Raw genomic sequence first — 16,468 nt, forward strand, 5'->3', positions numbered from 1 at the left:
ACATGCTTATAAGTGCCTTTTTTCAACGTTCAAAGTGCTTTTACGATCAAGCAAACCTGAAATGACAGCTAATAATAATGCCAGTGAGGCTAATAAACCCCCTGCCAGATTGAGGGATATATAACCATAATGAGATGCGATAATTACACCGCCTAGCCATGCACCAACTGCATTACCCAAATTAAAAAATCCAATATTGACCGAGGAAACAAGATTAGGTGCACCAGCCTCCTGAGCTTTATCCATCACCAACCGCTGGATTGGTGATACGGTGGCAAAACCCAATGCTGCCATTAAAAATATGCTCAAACAAGCAATAAACTGGTTGTCACCATAAAGCCAGAAAATAAATAAAACCAAGGATTGTAGCCCTAACGTCCAATATAGCAATGGCATCATCGCTTTATCTGCAAGTTTTCCACCCACAATATTGCCAAAGAAAAACCCTAGTCCCAAAACCAGCAGGAGCCAGGTTATTGCACTCTCAGAGAATCCTGCAATATTAATCATTAATGGAGCAATATAGGTAATCGTCGTAAAAAATGCAGCGGGGCCTAAGACTGTGATCCCCATAGCCAAAAGAACATGAATATTGGTGAAAGCCAGTAGTTCCTTTTTAATACTGGCAGGCGCTTTCTGATCGAACTTAGGCAATAACTTTAAAATCCCAACCAAGGCGATAATGCCAATAACCGTAATTATTGCAAAAGTGACGCGCCAGGAAATCGCTTTTCCTATCCATGTTCCAAACGGTATGCCAACTAAATTAGCTAATGTCATTCCACTAAACATAAATGCGATAGCGGTGGTTCTTTTATTTTCTGACACTAGCTCAGCAGCAATAATCGCACCAATTCCCATAAAAGCGCCGTGGGTTAAGGAGGCTATAATCCGGCCAATAATTGCCAGATAAAATGTCGGGGAAAAAGTAGTCAGTGCATTTCCGATAATAAATAATATCATTAACATGGCAAGCATCTTTTTTCTTTCTATACCTCCCCCTAATATGATTAGAACAGGCGCTCCAATAAACACACCTAACGCATAACTGGTTACCATATACCCCGCAGTTGGTATTGAAATACTAAATTCGGTTGCAATTTCAGGAAGTAAACCAGCGACAATGAATTCGGTTGTAGCGATCCCAAATGTCGCTATGGCTAGAGCCCAAATAGCTACAGGCATGGAAAACTCCTAATAACAGGCGAATAATCAAATTATGATTGTAACGGTGTGTCGTTACCTTTGAGAGAGATACTGTAATATATTCGCGCACAAGCCAATTTGGAAGTAGTTGTAAATTAATCGGCCAATACAAAATAGTCATCATGCACTATAAGATAGCGGGACAAAGGATAAATTTTTCTCCTCAAACCCTTGACTGTACAAAATTCAGGCTAAACTTAAGCTGATAATTACCCAATCAGGAGAATTTCTTATGGCTACTGGGCATTATGATCTTAAGAAAGCAAAGAACGGGCAATTTTATTTCAATCTGGTGGCAGCAAACGGTGACATTATTCTTAGCAGTGAAATGTATACCACCAAGGCTGCTGCCAATAAAGGTATTCACTCTGTGCAAGTTAATTCTCCCGATAAAACTCGCCATGAAGTGAGAAAAAACAAATCAGGCAAACCTTATTTTGTCCTGAAAGCCCGAAACCACCAAATTATTGCTATCAGTGAAACTCATACCAATGAAGCAAGCATGAAGAAATCTATACAATATGTCATAAAAATCGGGCCAACAGAAAGTATTCGTGACCTGACCAAGCAAAATTAACAGGTACAATTAATGACTCGCGCCGTATCCGCGGCGCGCTTTCCCACATGGCGATCAAATATGGTGCATATCATTGCCATAATATATTTGTGCTAATGATAAAATAGGCGTTAAAATCCCCCTCCTTTAAACCTTACCCTTAGTAATGACAATGAAGACTGGGTAAGGGCTGACTTGAACTCAGACCGAGAACGTTAAAAAATATGTTTACTCCAGAATTACTTTCTCCTGCCGGCTCTTTAAAAAATATGCGTTACGCATTCGCTTATGGCGCAGATGCCATTTATGCCGGACAGCCTCGCTATAGCTTGCGTGTCCGTAATAATGAATTTAACCATGAGACATTGGCACAGGGCATTAAGGAAGCGCACGAATTAGGTAAGCGTTTTTATGTTGTTGTCAATATCGCACCACATAACGCAAAGCTGAAAACGTTTATTCGTGACTTAAAACCCGTTGTAGAAATGGGGCCTGATGCTTTGATTATGTCTGATCCAGGCTTAATTATGATGGTGCGCGAGACATTTCCTGAAATAGATATTCATCTTTCGGTTCAAGCCAATGCTGTTAACTGGGCTACGGTCAAATTCTGGAAACAAATGGGATTAACGCGAGTCATTCTTTCCCGTGAACTCTCGCTGGAAGAAATTGCCGAAATCCGTCAGCAAGTGCCTGATATGGAGCTTGAGGTTTTTGTACATGGTGCACTTTGTATGGCTTATTCTGGCCGTTGCCTGTTATCAGGCTATATCAACAAGCGTGATCCTAATCAGGGCACTTGCACCAATGCCTGTCGCTGGGAATACAATGTGCAGGAAGGCAAGGAAGATAGTGTTGGCAATATTGTCCATATGCACGACCCTATTCCTGTTAAAAACATTGAACCAACACTGGGCCAGGGTGCACCAACAGATAAAGTATTCATGGTAGAAGAAGCCAAGCGTCCTGGCGAATATATGTCAGCATTTGAAGATGAGCATGGTACTTATATCATGAATTCCAAAGACTTACGCGCCATTGAACATGTGGAAAAATTAACCAAGATGGGAGTTCATTCACTGAAAATCGAAGGCCGCACTAAATCTTTCTATTATTGTGCCCGTACCGCACAAGTATATCGCCGTGCCATAAATGATGCCGTTGCTGGAAAACCCTTCGATCCAACATTGATGACCACATTAGAAGGTTTAGCACACCGTGGCTATACAGAAGGTTTCCTGCGCCGTCATACCCATGATGCCTACCAAACTTACGAATACGGTTATTCCGTATCAGACACCCAACAATTCGTTGGTGAATTTACTGGCAATCGAATCAATGGATTGGCAGAAGTTGCCGTGAAGAATAAATTTCTTGTCGGAGATCATCTGGAACTCATGACTCCATCGGGCAATATTAACTTCACGTTAGAATCCATGATAAATAAAAAAGGCCAGGCCGTAGAAATTGCGCCAGGTGATGGGCATCTCGTTTATCTTCCTATTCCTAAAGAAATTAAACTAGATTATGCTTTACTTGTGCGGAACTTAAAAGGTGGCAATACCAGAACACCACATCCACAAGAATGACAAATGAAATAATTCAAAATAGGATTTTAAAGAAATAGATCTTTATTTTTAGAAATAGATCACATCAATGTTAATTTATTTCTCGTATTATTGGTTCCGAAAAATAAAAAACTAAAAAAGTTTTGCTGAAGACTAGGAACCACCTCCTTGGCTAGCTCAATCTCCCTTGAGCTAGCCTTTTCTTTTACAAGTAACAAATAATTCAAAATATTGAGAAAACCCCACCTCCAAAAAATCATTAAATTTAAATTAATGCTTCCAAATTTATACTGGATGTTTATTAATCTACCATTAAAAGCAGTATTTATAATAATCAAAAAAGCATTCTTTTGATAATGTCGTTAGAATTTATTCAGTTTAATGAAAGAAATTGTGAGAAAAAATAAACCGAATTATCCAATTTCTAAATAACTTCAATATTTATCACTACACCAGATAAGTATTATCTCACTTTATTGCCAGGCAAAATGGTTAAATTTTAACAACATTTGTCTTAACTGAAGCGATCCACTGCTGCTTCCCTTTCTACTTGCCTTGTGATCAACTCAAATATAAACAACAATCAACAGCGCCTTTTGCAAACTGGAGTTAATTATGACTGATATCGTTAATTTGTTAGGAAAAGACGCAGAAAATTTATTGGAACATCAATGCAATACCATTCCACGTGAAAATCTCTATCTCCCAGGTACAGATTTCGTTGATAGAGTAATGCTCGAAAATAACCGTCCCAATACTGTTCTTCGTTCCATGCAAACCTTATTGAATCATGGACGTCTGGCAGGTACTGGTTATCTCTCAATTTTGCCAGTAGATCAGGGAGTTGAACATTCTGCTAGTGCTTCTTTCGCTACCAACCCCCTCTATTTTGATCCCAAAAATATCGTCGAACTGGCGATTGAAGCAGGCTGTAACTGTGTTGCTTCAACTTACGGTGTTCTAGCGTCTATTTCTCGCCGTTATGCTCATAAGATCCCGTTTCTGGTTAAACTTAATCACAACGAGACTTTGACCTATCCCGCTCAATATGATCAAACTTTGTATGCCAGTGTCGAACAGGCATTTAACATGGGGGCCGTTGCGGTAGGTGCAACAATCTATTATGGCTCTCCTGAATCACGCCGCCAAATAGAAGAAATTTCAGCCGCTTTTGAGCGCGCCCACGAACTCGGCATGGTTACTGTGTTATGGGCTTATCTGCGTAATTCCGCTTTCAAGAAAGATGGGGTTGATTACCACACCAGCGCCGACTTAACCGGCCAAGCGAATCATCTGGCAGCAACGATCGGTGCCGATATCGTTAAACAAAAAATGGCTGAAACTAATGGCGGCTATACTGCTATTGGGTTCGGTCACACAGATAAACGCGTCTATAGCAATTTGACCACTGAACATCCGATTGATCTCGTTCGTTATCAAATTGCTAGCTGTTATATGGGACGAGCTGGATTAATCAATTCAGGTGGCGCTTCTGGAAACAATGACTTAAGTGATTCTATACGCACTGCCGTTATCAATAAACGTGCCGGAGGGATGGGATTGATCCTTGGCCGCAAAGCGTTTAAAAAATCGATGAAAGAAGGCGTTGAGTTAATCCACTCCGTACAAGATGTTTATCTAGATAAGAAAATTACCATCGCCTAATCAAGTTATAGGTTCACGACTTTCAATATGGGGATTTCTGCATCCCCATTGTTCAATAACTCACCACCACTGATGGAAATGGTGGACTGGTCCAATACCATGGCCAACTTGCAAACTATCCGCCTGTGTCAGCGCATTTTGTAAATATGTTTTAGCAACTGACAGCGTACTTTGCCAATCAGGATAACGCGGACGTAATGCAGCAAGTGCTGAGGACAAAGTACAACCAGTCCCATGAGTATGCCGTGTATTTACTCTGGGAGCGGTAAAACGCCACTCACCTTCTGAGGTAAAAAGCCAATCTGGGCTTTCCTTATTATTCAAATGCCCGCCCTTCAATAAAACCGCCTGACACCCCATTGAACGTAGTACTCTCCCCTGTCGTAGCATTTCATCTTCGGTATCAGCAAGATCACATTCCAAGATGGCTGCCGCTTCCGGCAAATTGGGGGTGATCAAAGAGACGATTGGCAGCAATTGCTCTACCATTGCAGTAATGGCCTCCGGTGATAGCAACGGATCACCGCTTTTCGCTACCATGACTGTATCCAATACAATGTAGGGAATAGGATAACAATGTAACGACTCCGCTATTACAGCGATATTGGCTGCATTCGACAACATACCAATTTTGGCGCTATCTATCCTGATATCTGAAAGCACTGATTCTAACTGAGCAGCAACAAAAAGGGGATCAAGCTCATAAACTGATTGTACGCCCAGTGTATTTTGTGCAACCAACGCAGTAACAACTGCCGTACCATAAGCTCCAAGTGCGGAGAAGGTTTTTAAATCGGCCTGAATGCCGGCACCACCGCTAGGATCGGTTCCTGCGATGGTCAGTGAGTTAATTCTCATTATGGTAATTCCTACCACCAGCTAAAGAAAGGTGGTATCGGAATAAGAGATACCATGACTTCCCTACGCTGGCATTATCCAGATCAGGTAATACGGGTACTTCTCAGTTCAATAAAGAACGCCCCGAGTCAAAATAAAAATCACCCTATTAGTACTCTAATAGAGTGATATTTGCAATAGGTTATCGTCAGATATTAAAACTCAACTAACGATAAGCATATTTAGCCAGTAAAAATACCCGCCAAATAAAATTTGTTACTATAAAGTTGTGACGTTTGCAGCAGCAGGGCCTTTAGGACCATCCTGAATTTCAAACTCAACTCGTTGGCCTTCAGACAATGTTTTAAACCCATCTTTTGTAATTGCAGAAAAATGTACAAATACATCTTTGCTACCATCAGCTGGAGTAATAAAACCAAAACCTTTAGACTCGTTGAACCACTTCACAGTACCAGTGATTTTTGCCATTTCAAAAATTTCCTTTGAATCACTTTATTAGCCTATTGGCATAAAAATAAACAAACCAGTATTGGTTGCTGTTATTTATTACAGAGCAGTACTTCGTTTACCCATATGTTTTATCACATACTCTTTATATAATCGCAAGCCATTTTTTTCAGGTGCTGGAGCCAACGCACATATTTAAAATTCTTAATATCTATTCCTATTTGAAATTACTCAATAATTTTTAAGTCACATAACCTCATGAATTAACATAAAAAGAAAGATTCATCCTAAGAAATCTCTTTAATAAAGATAATACATAATACTGTTTTTCATATCTGTTATGGCGTAAACCAGAGAGTTGTCGTTATGCAAAATTAATTTTAGATAACTATAAAAATTATGGCTAACTTCACTTATTATTTTTGAATATACAATATAGTTGTTTTACATGTAACTAGATTAATTTTTGTTTATCATTTATTAAATATTATTCAATTATCATATTTATGGAGCGATTTTTTACTACTCCTCTATATCCCCATAAGATCAACTAATCTCATAAAGTATATGTTGCTGGAGTAATTAGAGTTTAAAATGAATTTAACCAGATAATGGTGTTTATTTACTCATAATCACATGATATAACCATTTTATCTATAATAGAGGAAAATATGTTCGACTCGCTTTGAGGAATTTATATTCCCAGCTACACAAAATAACGGTAATGTATTATTTAGCTGGTCATGCTGGTTTGTGTAGTTAACAATCAGCCGGGCATAGTACCCGGCTGAAAAAACGTAACATGGATTGACAACTAATCCACTTATCTTTTGACCTTCTTTGAGTAAACAATCAAATAGCCAACCCATAAAATACCAATCCAAAACGGCATCAAGATAACTGAAATACGAATTGGTGGCATCATTAGAATAATGATGAGAACGAATGCCAGGAATGCCAAACACAGGTAGTTCCCAAATGGATACCACAGTGCCTGAAATTTCGTCCTGACACCTTCTTTATCTTTGGCTGAACGGAATTTCAAATGGGCACAACAAATCATAATCCAGTTAATGACCAGAGTTGTTACCACTAATGCCATCAACAATTCAAATGCCTTACCGGGCATAACATAGTTAATCAATACACCAATTGATGTTGCCAGTGCTGATAAACCAATAGACAAGACAGGTACATTACGTTTGTTAACTTTTGTGAGTACACGAGGTGCATTACCTTGTTTAGCCAAGCCATACAACATCCGACTATTACAATACACACCACTGTTATAAACAGACAACGCCGCCGTTAGTACCACCACATTCAGCACATTTGCTACCCAGAAGTTATCCAGATCATGGAAGATCAAAACAAATGGGCTACCACCTTCTACCACCTTTGTCCACGGATACAGCGACAGCAAGATAGCCAATGAACCGATATAAAACAGCAAGATTCGATAAACAACCTGGTTAGTTGCTTTTGGGATATTTTTCTCAGGATTTTCTGCTTCTGCTGCGGTAATACCTACCATTTCCAGGCCGCCAAATGAAAACATGATCACAGCCAACGCCATAATCAAGCCAGAAACTCCATTTGGCATAAAACCACCCTGCTGCCACAAATTGGTGATACTTGCCTGTGGGCCACCATTACCGCTAATTAGCAAATAACCCCCAAAGATAATCATCCCAACGATGGCACTGACTTTAATAATAGAGAACCAAAATTCGGTTTCACCATATAACCGAACATTAATTAGATTGACGAGATTAATCAGTACAAAGAATATTGCGGCAGAAACCCATGTTGGAACTTCCGGCCACCAATATTGGATATACATACCAACAGCCGTTAACTCTGCCATTCCAACCAAAATAAACATTGCCCAATAATTCCAGCCTGATAGAAAACCGGCAAAACTTCCCCAATATTTATAAGCAAAGTGGCTAAATGACCCCGCTACTGGCTCTTCAACAACCATTTCGCCCAATTGACGCATAATTAAAAATGCGATAAATCCGCCAACTGCATACCCAAGAAGTACTGAAGGCCCTGCCATTTTAATGGTTTGAGCAATACCTAAAAATAACCCTGTTCCTACTGCACCGCCAAGAGCAATAAGCTGAATATGCCTGTTTTTTAAACCACGCTTAAGCGTAGTTTGCTGTTCTTGTTGTTCTGCCATCTAATCCTCTTTTTACGATGCTTAGAACCCGTCTCATTAGAAGTTGTTTTATTTGTTGTTTTGAACCTTTGTACTTGAATGAAGCCAGAAATTCTCCTACTCTTCTCAAATTGAGCAAAATCTGTTGAGTTCAAATTTCCTCAACATACTTCCTTCGACATATTATATGTGATTGAGTTATATGCTGATTTAACGCAATATTGAGTTTGTTAATTCGTATCAAGTGGATATTAAAACATCATTCACAAACAATGAATACTACAGATGCATATTAACACATATGCAGACAGAATAATGATTGATTAAGTGTCAAAAAGGTAAGTATCGGGTGATGGAACAAACACCTAATTCGAATACATCATTACCTTGCTCACAATGTACGTCCAACGCTAACAAATACAAAAACAAACATATCAATATCGAGCATAGAGTTAAAAGGATTTTTTTAGTATTCAATGAGATCACCTTAGGATTATTTCATTGTAGTTAACTTTATAATAAAATATTATAGTAAGTTATCATATGATAGAACGATGATAGTGTATTAAAGTTTTTTATCTATTCACCGTTCTCCCTATTAATGATGGGTTTTGTCATCTGGAAAAGAAGTTGTGTATACTTTCCCCAACCTTCAACCAATTTAAAATTGTAATGGCACAAGATAACCACTTAGCACTTGTATGCGCACTGAGCAAATGGATAGAAAACCATCTTGGCCGTGTCATTCATCTTGAAGAGCTCGCTGCTTATTCTGGCTATTCACTTTGGCATATGCAGAAAATATTCAAGGAAGTTACCGGCATATCTCTTGGGAAGTACATCCGTCAACGACGCTTAGCTGGCGCTGTTTATCTGTTAAAAAATAGTTCGTTGCCTATTTTTGATATTGCACTGGATTTCGGTTTTGGCTCTCAATCCCATTTTACCTATATGTTCCGTAAAGAGTATGGCATTACACCTTATGATTTTCGCCAAAGTACAGATACTGAACTTGAAGTTAAGCTTCCACTACATCTAACTTACAACTGCGAATCATAAAGCTTAGTATCGTTAGCGGCCATTCATCATGGCCGCCATGCTCCAACTTATTTATATCCACCATCTACGTTCTCTTTCCGAAAAAAATTACTCTGTTTCTATATTAAACATAAATCGTTTATTGGTATTTTTCGACCAATGCCAGAGCAATCGCTTCCGTTTCTGCATCGGGAATGCCGCTAATGTTTGACGGGCGAAAATGCATCTGAAATGCTTGAATAGTTTTATGAGTAGCGCTATCCAAAACTCCCGTTTGAGGGATACTATAACCATAAAGGGCCAGTACTTTCTGAACTGATATCACTGACACCGGCATATTTGGTGCCCTACCCGCCAGATATTTATTCACTGTTGCATGGTCGGGCCAAGCACCAATTCCCTGTTCATAAAGCTCACGCCACGGGAAAACAGGCCCAGGATCTTCTTTCCTCAGCGGTGCGATATCGCTATGGCCCACAACATTCACAGCCTGGATCTTATACCTGTGAATAATATCCTTTGCCAATCTGATGACTGCATCAATTTGTGATGGGTGATATGAACACCATTCTTTTTTAATAAATTCTACTTTAAATCCACAATTAACAATTTCAATACCGATAGAATAGCGGTTTAAGCTTTGGTATCCATTCCACTCACTTTTTCCCGCATGCCATGCTCTTTCCTTTTCTGCAACCAATTGGAAAATAATCGGCTCCTTATCCTTATACCTCGGTTGCGAAGGAATAAGATAATGAGTACTAACACGGCCTCCCGTTAGTTCCCGTAAAGATCTTTTATCATCTAGCGCAGTATAGTGAAGGACAAGAAATCTAATTGAGTCAATATATTGCTTGGTCGAATAAGGATAAGAATGATCAACAATATAACCATTTCTATCTTCTCGCTGAGGGGAATAAGAACAACCAATCAACAACGTGATAGATATGCATATTATTAATCGTTTTATCATGATAGGTCAGCTATTTTGCAGAAAAAGATAACATTATGATGATCATATATTAGATGAAACAAAAAGAGATGTGGTGTTCTTATACTTATCCGCATATTTTTAAGAACAAATAAAAGCCAGCTATTCGTGGAACGAACGAATAGCTGGCTAATAAAGTTACTTGATACGAGTCATCTTGTGTTACTGATATCCTATAGCTAGACTATATGACATTTCAGTATCAGCAATTACTCTTCTCGCTGTTATGCGGTGCATCATTATCCCAAATACCTTTTTCAACTTGCTGCTGAATTTCTGGGTAGCTATTAATATTGAATGTCGGCAATTTGCCTGATTTTCTCTGCTGGTTATAATCTTTCGCCAGTTTCATCGCGATACCTGACAACATAATTATGGCAATCAAGTTAACAATAGCCATGCATGCCATTGATAGGTTAGCCATATTCCAAACCAGAGGTACGTCTGCCAATGTACCAAACATCACCATACCCAACGCACCCAATCGCAGAATAAATAGGCCAGCAGTGTGGTTACGTTCTAAGAATATCATGTTGCTTTCAGCATAAGCGTAATTGGCAATAATCGACGTAAAAGCAAAGAAAAAAATAGCAATCGCAACGAACATTGTCCCCCAATGCCCAACAGCGGATGACAACGCTCGCTGAGTCAATTCAATTCCACTGATCGCAGTGACATTTTCGTTAAGAACACCGGAAGAGAGGATGATCATAGCCGTCGCACTACAGATAACGATGGTATCCATAAACACCCCCAACATCTGCACATACCCCTGAGAGGCTGGATGTGGTGGATAAGGAGAAGCTGACGCTGCTGCATTTGGTGCAGAACCCATTCCCGCTTCGTTCGAGAATAATCCGCGTTGAACCCCCTGAAGCATTGCCTGGGAGATACCATAGCCTAATGTTCCCGCTATCGCTTCCTGAATACCAAAAGCACTTTTGATAACGAGTGCAAATACCGCTGGGATACGTTCAATATTGTGACCAACAACCCAAAGTGCCAGGATAAAATAGGCAATCGCCATAAATGGTACAACAAATTCCGCGACTCGGGCGATAGAACGTAACCCGCCGAAAATAATTACACCACTGATAATAACTAATACGATACCAACATAAATTGGTTTGATATTAAAGGCAAAAGCAGCCGCTTCCGCAATTGAGCTCGCCTGAACGGCATTAAATACAAGACCAAACGCGATAATAAGGAAGAATGAAAACAGAATCCCCATCCATCGCTTCTTCAACCCTTTTTCCATGTAGTAAGCCGGGCCACCGCGATAATTTCCTTGATCGTCTTTCGTCTTGTACAACTGGGCAAGCGTGCTTTCCACAAAGGCTGTCGCCATGCCAATAAATGCCACTACCCACATCCAGAAAATAGCTCCTGGCCCACCGGCAGTAATTGCAATAGCAACCCCTGCTAAGTTACCGGTTCCCACACGAGCAGCAAGGCTAGTACACAAGGCCTGAAAAGATGAAATGCCAGAATCATCCGACTTATTACTTTTTCTCAGAACTGAAAACATGTGGCCAAAGTGGCGAAGTTGTATAAAACCAGAACGCAGTGTGAAGTAAAGACCAACTCCCAGGAGAAGGTATATCAGTACATAGTCCCAAAGAATGTTGTTAATGAAGTTAATCAGATCCGTCAAGATATTTTCCCCTTACTAATTAGCAAACATTAGCTGACCATAATGCCGTATTCGGCAAAATTTTATTGAACTTAATTCCTTTTATAATTAACAGGTAACACAATTCTGTATATGAAAAACACAGAGATACGAACCATTAAAGCGAAAAGAATGTAACACAATATTTATTTCAATGGGTAACTTTTAATGAATTTTTTACATTTACTTTAGCGTTACTGAACATTTGTTTTGATATTCATAAACGCTTCATTTCTTATTCCAAGCCATTCAATTACATTTTTAGCACAAAAAACACTCAGTAATTTTATTCCCATATATAAGTAAGAAACATAGATAAATTAACAATTGGACTCAAAATACGAAACCAGTTGGCAACTAAAATACAACCCATCAAAAACAGCGTCAATCTAATGCTTACTCCAATGCCCTTATAGAGTATATGTTAATTGAAAGTTGTTGATGCCATACCAAGCGCAATACATAGAAAAATTTAGATAATCACGCACTGATATATCACTAATGTAGTAATAACAAAATTCATTAAAAAAGTGGGGTTATTAAAAAATTTAATATTGAAATTTCCAATATTTACAAAAACATATAGTAATATTTCACTTAAAATGAGATTATTAAATTTTAATACTGTGATAGTTGGAAAAAGCCACCATTGCATATTAAAATTTTCAGTTGTTATTTTTACAATAGGAAACAACAATAACAGGTTAATAAAATGTTAATAATCCACTATCTGGTCATCAGATAATCTGCAAGTGAGGTTATAATTGATGTTAGAGCGAAAAAGAAAGAATCCCGCAGACAACATACTGCCCAAGAGAGTTTATAGAGGAAAATCAAAGTATGAATATCATCCTGCAACAGGTGGTTCAATTTCTATCTGCTGTTTGAGCTCACCAGTATCTGTTGTTTGGAAAGAGTATAATAAAATTGTGGAAAAAATAGAAAAAAATAGCACGTAGAGCCAAGTATATGTCGAAGTTAATAAAAACGGGAGCCATCACTCCCGTTGATACTAACACCATAACCGCTATCTGAATAAAATTCAGTCATCACAACAAAAAACAGCCTGTGTTACAAAATATTATCTTGCTCTCTGTCATAAAGAATGCATTTTTCCTTAAATATAAAATAATAAGATAATCTAATATTTTATATTTAGAATTTAACATTATATTCTCAATAGCTTTATCATTCTTAATATCTATATATTCAATACTAAATAGATAACAAGCTGTCCTTTCCTTTAGAATATGATCTTCCCAAATTCGTGCTACGATATAAATCACACTCATACATTTGTTAAAACAAAACAGTAGACGACGGAGCATTGATTATGCGCATAAGTAACATAATGAAAGCTATTGTTATTTCTACTCTAATTACTCTAATGTTATCAACACCGGCTAACGCAAGAGAGGGGAAATTGATTAAATTACCTGATAAACGATTTGCCATCCTGTCCGAAGGCGATTTGGAAAATGCATCAAGTGGCAGCTATTCCATTGCCATTTTTAAGGATAAAGATCTCATAGACTTTGAAACTGGAGGTGTTTTTGAACGTGACGGCTCGGTATTTGAAGATAATGGCACTCCGAGGATCAAGTTTGCCGATATTGATGGTGATGGAGCCAAAGAATTCATTGTTTCCAAACTTACAGCGGGTTCTGGAAATTATCTTGAAGTCGATGCACTCAAAATTACCAAGAAAAATGTCAAACTTCTCACCCGTATCTATATAAACGGAAACAATGATCCTATTAAGTCACTCCATGCAGTATGCAAAAGAGGAAAATGCATAGAGCAGAAACCTTAATAATCATCTCCTCACTTAAAATTGCTATCCACTGAGATTCGGCACAAGCGTTGAATTATGTACTATTGTTAATGTTGTCGTTCCTGTTAAAGTTGTCACCACTATCGTGATATAGTCGATCAAGAGGAAATTATGAAACGTCTTTTATTGCCAATTTTCCTTACCTCATTCTTCTCATATGCCGCACATGCTAATGTAGACAAAACCGCAGAAACTTATTGTAACTTGTTCGGGAAAGCCTCTGTAGAAGCATTTAAAACTCATGACTCATCCGACACAATAGCGCAAAAGGCATTCAATGAATTAACTAGCAAAGGATTTGATCTTAAAGAGATCCATAGCAATAAAGATGAATTTATTGCATCTATCAAACAAACTGTCACAGAAGTCAGAAAAAATAAACAAACCTTCCCAAGCACGCGTCATTTTGACGAGTCACTGGGTAAATCTGTTGAATCATGTAAGGTACAAACAAAACATGCTTTATCTGGCAGTACAAAATAAGATCTTCTTGTAGAGCGACTAACTTATGTTGTCGCTTTACTTCGCTGTGTGAATAGAGAGAGAGGCGGGTTACCTTTTTCGAGGAGAGCTTTTTAGTGTACGGATAACCGTATTCACCCCAACTTTCAGGACTCGGGTAGTATCACGGATACCTGAATTATTCATTGCTATATCAATAATTTGTTCTTTCATGTCAGGTTTACAACATAAGGTTAAACAGACGAATAAATTTTAGTTTTTCAATGGTAATGCTATACCCAATATTAAAAACAATAAAAGCACTAAAAAAGTCTTTATTGATACAGAGAAGCGATATTGAAATGGTGATTTTTCCTTATTACTCTGATTAGGCACTGCTTTATCTAAATCTAACGAAAACTTATTAGCCTCAATTTCAACAAGTATCGCTTTTGCGTGCTCTATATCAGCATGGTGGACAAGCAGTTTAACACCACCAAATGCCTGAGAATACATATAGTTATTCCATACAATACCTTCATCCATCACTATTGCATAAATATCTTCTGATAACATCCTGCCCAAAACAATGTAGGCATCTATTGGTGATAGGAAATTCGCTAATAACTGCATATTTCCTCTCTGAGGATGACTATTCCACATAAGCACACCATGATCAGATGATTTATAAATCAGTATAGCCTATCATTGCACTATCCTTTCATTGTTTAATGATAACAAAACGGTCATGACTCTAAGGCGCCAATTTAGTATTCTTATATTTTTCAAAGAAATATCATCACGATAGCAGTCGGGTGCCGATTTTAGGGCGGGTAATTAATTGTTTGTGATTGGTATAGATACCCCCCTGAAAACAAAAAACCCCGCCGAAACGAGGTAAAATGTCTGAAATTAACAAACCTGTGATAACACTATGTAACTGTTTCTCATCCATCGAGAAAAGCTAATAAGCTACGTAACATAGCTATCACTCTTATGGTCGTGACTCCAATAGTTAGATTGCCCTATAAAGAATAGTATTCCCGTTCGATGAAAGTCCCTATCACCTTATCGTGCATCTCCTCTGATTTGGAATAACCTATCGTCCTTCGATTCAGTCTTTTTAAACGTGTACGTAATGTCAGATTGGTTCTTTCTATACGTTGGGTATAATGTTTTCCAACAATATGTTTTTCTTCAGGAAGTCGGTTGTAAGGTGCATAATCATCCGTACAGTAAAACCTGACATTAAAAGGTGATAATAACTCAAGGAGTTTGCGTAAAGTCGCCGTACTGCGATCACCAAAAACATGTGCCACGACTCGCTTGAGGCGAGGCTCCCAGGCATACCAGAGCCAACGTTGATTCTTTTTACTTCTCACAAATGACCATTGCTGGTGAGTAGACCTGCCCAGTCACCCGGGCAGATCCCTCCTCAGAACCGGACATGCAGAACTACCGCATCCGGCTCCCGACAGATCCCAGTCGTCACACCTATTCAGCAAGAATTGAACATTGAATGGACTTTCCAGCTTGAAGGATAACCCAGCACTTTCAGGATCAGAGTCAGCTTTTCCCACGTTAGCCCTCGACGCCCTCCCTTCCGGTTAAACCCTCTGTAGAGTACCCGCTTGCTTTGGTAGATAAATTGCCCGACTCGTCTCTGGTTATCAGAAATACCGTGATAATTTATCCAGCCTTTGATAACCCTGATGACGATGGTCAGAACACGCCTTTTGTCAGGTGTATTCAGGTTCTTCCAGAGGAAGTCCCTGAGCCCCTTCAATTTGGCGGCAAATCGGTCTTTTCGACTGGTCAACTTCAGTCGCCAGAAACCCTTTCGCGATACCCCCCAATAGCAGGTAAATCCCAGAAAGTTAAACGTAGGTAAACGTCTGCCAGACTGGTTAGCTCTCATTGCTGCAACGTGACCCGCCGGAATTAATTGCGATTTGTCACTGTGCAACGCCAGACCGTATTTACTCAGTCGTTTCGGTAATATCTTATAAAAGCGTTTTGCCT

At 38.8% G+C, this 16,468-nt stretch carries 16 protein-coding genes, 2 pseudogenes and 1 riboswitch; of the genes and pseudogenes, 7 read left to right on the forward strand and 11 right to left on the reverse strand.

Translation table 11 applies throughout. The features are described 5' to 3' along the window. Positions 1 to 6 precede the first annotated feature (6 nt). A complete protein-coding gene (locus Xentx_RS07000; protein WP_074019546.1) occupies positions 7 to 1,185 on the reverse strand; it encodes an MFS transporter in 1,179 nt (392 codons plus the stop codon). A 253-nt stretch (positions 1,186 to 1,438) separates the two neighbouring features. Between Xentx_RS07000 and Xentx_RS07005 the strand changes: the two genes are divergently transcribed. From Xentx_RS07005 to fbaB, 3 genes are all read left to right on the forward strand, one after another. Next, positions 1,439 to 1,783, forward strand: a complete 345-nt coding sequence (locus Xentx_RS07005; protein ID WP_074019547.1) for a YegP family protein — start codon at positions 1,439 to 1,441, stop codon at positions 1,781 to 1,783. Between the two features lie 203 nt (positions 1,784 to 1,986). Further along, a complete protein-coding gene (trhP, locus tag Xentx_RS07010; protein WP_074019548.1) occupies positions 1,987 to 3,351 on the forward strand; it encodes a prephenate-dependent tRNA uridine(34) hydroxylase TrhP in 1,365 nt (454 codons plus the stop codon). A gap of 594 nt (positions 3,352 to 3,945) precedes the next feature. After that, positions 3,946 to 4,995 carry a class I fructose-bisphosphate aldolase gene (gene fbaB / locus Xentx_RS07020; protein ID WP_074019550.1) on the forward strand — a complete coding sequence of 350 codons (1,050 nt, stop codon included), beginning with the start codon at positions 3,946 to 3,948 and terminating at the stop codon, positions 4,993 to 4,995. Between the two features lie 60 nt (positions 4,996 to 5,055). Here fbaB and thiD read toward each other — a convergent pair whose 3' ends face one another. From thiD to mgrB, 4 genes are all read right to left on the reverse strand, one after another. Continuing rightward, complete coding sequence (gene thiD, locus Xentx_RS07025; RefSeq protein ID WP_074019551.1) at positions 5,056 to 5,853, reverse strand: bifunctional hydroxymethylpyrimidine kinase/phosphomethylpyrimidine kinase; 798 nt, start codon at positions 5,851 to 5,853, stop codon at positions 5,056 to 5,058. Between the two features lie 43 nt (positions 5,854 to 5,896). Next, positions 5,897 to 5,989: riboswitch (TPP riboswitch) on the reverse strand. Between the two features lie 122 nt (positions 5,990 to 6,111). Then, on the reverse strand, positions 6,112 to 6,321 hold the full coding sequence (gene cspE, locus Xentx_RS07030) for a transcription antiterminator/RNA stability regulator CspE (RefSeq protein ID WP_074019552.1): 210 nt from the start codon (positions 6,319 to 6,321) through the stop codon (positions 6,112 to 6,114). An 802-nt stretch (positions 6,322 to 7,123) separates the two neighbouring features. Then, positions 7,124 to 8,488 (reverse strand): amino acid permease, encoded by a 1,365-nt coding sequence (locus Xentx_RS07035; protein WP_074019553.1) that lies wholly within the window; start codon positions 8,486 to 8,488, stop codon positions 7,124 to 7,126. Positions 8,489 to 8,797: 309 nt separating this feature from the next. Further along, positions 8,798 to 8,953, reverse strand: a complete 156-nt coding sequence (gene mgrB / locus Xentx_RS07040) for a PhoP/PhoQ regulatory lipoprotein MgrB (protein WP_074019554.1) — start codon at positions 8,951 to 8,953, stop codon at positions 8,798 to 8,800. Between the two features lie 186 nt (positions 8,954 to 9,139). On the opposite strand from mgrB, the gene Xentx_RS07045 reads away from it, so the two are divergent. Further along, on the forward strand, positions 9,140 to 9,526 hold the full coding sequence (locus Xentx_RS07045) for a helix-turn-helix domain-containing protein (protein WP_074019567.1): 387 nt from the start codon (positions 9,140 to 9,142) through the stop codon (positions 9,524 to 9,526). A 118-nt stretch (positions 9,527 to 9,644) separates the two neighbouring features. Here the strand turns inward: Xentx_RS07045 and Xentx_RS07050 are convergent, their stop codons facing one another. Both Xentx_RS07050 and Xentx_RS07055 read right to left on the reverse strand, forming a co-directional pair. After that, the gene (locus Xentx_RS07050) at positions 9,645 to 10,475 is read right to left on the reverse strand and encodes an N-acetylmuramoyl-L-alanine amidase (RefSeq protein WP_244149830.1); all 831 of its coding nucleotides are present in this window, start codon (positions 10,473 to 10,475) and stop codon (positions 9,645 to 9,647) included. A 223-nt stretch (positions 10,476 to 10,698) separates the two neighbouring features. Next, the gene (locus Xentx_RS07055; protein WP_074019556.1) at positions 10,699 to 12,153 is read right to left on the reverse strand and encodes an alanine/glycine:cation symporter family protein; all 1,455 of its coding nucleotides are present in this window, start codon (positions 12,151 to 12,153) and stop codon (positions 10,699 to 10,701) included. Positions 12,154 to 12,938: 785 nt separating this feature from the next. On the opposite strand from Xentx_RS07055, the gene Xentx_RS19105 reads away from it, so the two are divergent. From Xentx_RS19105 to Xentx_RS07070, 3 genes are all read left to right on the forward strand, one after another. Continuing rightward, positions 12,939 to 13,130, forward strand: coding sequence for a hypothetical protein (locus Xentx_RS19105; protein WP_167366747.1), 192 nt, complete (start codon positions 12,939 to 12,941; stop codon positions 13,128 to 13,130). 392 nt (positions 13,131 to 13,522) lie between these two features. Then, positions 13,523 to 13,984: a PliI family lysozyme inhibitor of I-type lysozyme gene (locus tag Xentx_RS07065; RefSeq protein WP_244149829.1), complete on the forward strand. Its 462-nt coding sequence runs from the start codon at positions 13,523 to 13,525 to the stop codon at positions 13,982 to 13,984. Between the two features lie 132 nt (positions 13,985 to 14,116). Next, positions 14,117 to 14,488 (forward strand): hypothetical protein, encoded by a 372-nt coding sequence (locus tag Xentx_RS07070; protein WP_074019559.1) that lies wholly within the window; start codon positions 14,117 to 14,119, stop codon positions 14,486 to 14,488. Between the two features lie 75 nt (positions 14,489 to 14,563). Here the strand turns inward: Xentx_RS07070 and Xentx_RS07075 are convergent. The 4 genes and pseudogenes from Xentx_RS07075 to Xentx_RS07090 all read right to left on the reverse strand — a co-directional run. Next, positions 14,564 to 14,689: pseudogene (locus Xentx_RS07075) on the reverse strand (IS1-like element transposase); the annotation flags it as partial. A gap of 30 nt (positions 14,690 to 14,719) precedes the next feature. Further along, entirely contained in the window at positions 14,720 to 15,109 is a 390-nt protein-coding gene (locus Xentx_RS07080; RefSeq protein WP_074019561.1) for a putative signal transducing protein, read from the reverse strand. Between the two features lie 362 nt (positions 15,110 to 15,471). Then, positions 15,472 to 15,843, reverse strand: a pseudogene (locus Xentx_RS07085) (IS1 family transposase); the annotation flags it as partial. 101 nt (positions 15,844 to 15,944) lie between these two features. Further along, positions 15,945 to 16,468: RNA-dependent RNA polymerase family protein (locus Xentx_RS07090; protein WP_479688425.1), on the reverse strand; the 524-nt coding region annotated here is incomplete at its 5' end.

The organism is Xenorhabdus thuongxuanensis (genome assembly GCF_001908095.1).
Classification (GTDB): domain Bacteria; phylum Pseudomonadota; class Gammaproteobacteria; order Enterobacterales; family Enterobacteriaceae; genus Xenorhabdus; species Xenorhabdus thuongxuanensis.